This is a genomic window from uncultured Mycobacterium sp., assembly GCF_964249325.1.
GTDB lineage: Bacteria > Actinomycetota > Actinomycetes > Mycobacteriales > Mycobacteriaceae > Mycobacterium.
In genome coordinates this window covers 29831-31441 of the sequence record NZ_CAXUCH010000025.1, presented here as the reverse complement: position 1 = coordinate 31441, position 1611 = coordinate 29831, and the positions used below count along the sequence as shown (strand labels likewise).

1 protein-coding gene is annotated in these 1611 nt (G+C 68.2%); it reads left to right on the top strand.

Going from position 1 to position 1611, the window contains the following annotated elements:
- Positions 1–1594 (top strand): acetyl/propionyl/methylcrotonyl-CoA carboxylase subunit alpha (locus ACFE99_RS05720; protein ID WP_375483252.1); only part of this gene is annotated, 1594 nt, incomplete at its 5' end.
- Positions 1595–1611 lie beyond the last annotated feature (17 nt).

Sequence of the window (1611 nt, the reverse complement as noted above, 5' to 3'; positions counted from 1 at the left end):
CCTCGACTTCGGCAAGCTGCTCGACGCCGCCCAGAAGTCCGGCGCCAACGCGATCCACCCCGGCTACGGGTTCCTCAGCGAGAACGCCGACTTCGCGCAGGCAGTCATCGACGCGGGCCTGATCTGGATCGGGCCCAGCCCGCAGTCGATCCGTGACCTCGGCGACAAGGTCACCGCCCGGCATATCGCCGCCCGCGCCCAGGCTCCGTTGGTGCCCGGCACCCCCGACCCCGTCAAAGACGCCGACGAGGTGGTCGCGTTCGCCGAGGAGTACGGGGTGCCGATCGCGATCAAGGCCGCTTTCGGCGGCGGCGGTAAGGGCCTGAAGGTGGCCCGCACGATTGAGGAGATCCCACACCTGTACGAGTCGGCGGTGCGCGAAGCCGTCGCAGCGTTCGGCCGCGGCGAGTGCTTTGTCGAGCGCTACCTGGACAAGCCGCGCCACGTCGAGGCGCAGGTGATCGCCGACCAGCATGGGAATGTGGTGGTGGCCGGCCTTCGCGACTGCTCGCTGCAGCGCCGCTACCAGAAGCTGGTCGAGGAGGCGCCGGCGCCGTTTTTGACCGACGCGCAGCGCAAGGAAATTTACGAGGCGGCCAAGCGGATCTGCCGGGAGGCCCACTACTACGGCGCCGGGACCGTGGAGTTCCTGGTCGGTCACGACGGGCTGATCTCGTTCCTGGAAGTCAACACCCGGCTGCAGGTGGAACACCCGGTCACCGAGGAAACCGCGGGCATTGACCTGGTGTTGCAGCAGTTCAGGATCGCCAACGGCGAGAAGCTGGATATCATCGAGGATCCGACGCCGCGCGGACACGCGTTCGAGTTCCGCATCAACGGCGAGGACGCCGGTCGCAACTTCCTGCCCGCACCGGGACCGGTGACGAAGTTCCACCCGCCGTCCGGGCCGGGGGTGCGAGTGGACTCCGGTGTCGAGAGCGGCTCGGTGATCGGCGGGCAGTTCGACTCGATGCTGGCCAAGCTGATCGTGTACGGCGCCAACCGCGAGGAGGCGCTGGCCCGTGCCCGCCGCGCGCTCGACGAGTTCGAAGTCGAGGGCCTGGCCACGGTGATCCCGTTCCACCGGGCGATCGTGCGCGACCCAGCGTTCATCGGCGACGAGAACGGCTTTTCGGTGCACACCCGCTGGATAGAAACCGAATGGAACAACACCATCGAGCCGTTCACCGGCGGCCAACCCCTCGACGAGGAGGATGCCCGCCCGCGGCAGAAGGTGGTCGTCGAGGTGGGTGGTCGCCGGCTGGAGGTGTCCCTGCCCGCTGACCTTGCCCTGTCCAACGGTGGCGGGTCCGAGACCGGCGTCATCAGGCGCAAACCCAAGCCGCGCAAGCGCGGCGCGCTGGCCGGCGCCGCGGCCTCCGGTGACGCGGTGACCGCCCCCATGCAGGGCACTGTGGTCAAAGTCGCCGTCGAAGAAGGCCAAGAGGTCAGCGCCGGCGACCTGGTCGTTGTCTTGGAGGCGATGAAGATGGAAAACCCGGTCACCGCCCACAAAGACGGCACCATCACCGGTCTGGCGGTTGAGGCCGGGGCAGCCATCACTCAGGGCACGGTCCTCGCCGAGATCAAGTAGCCGGACTTGGAAGCGCG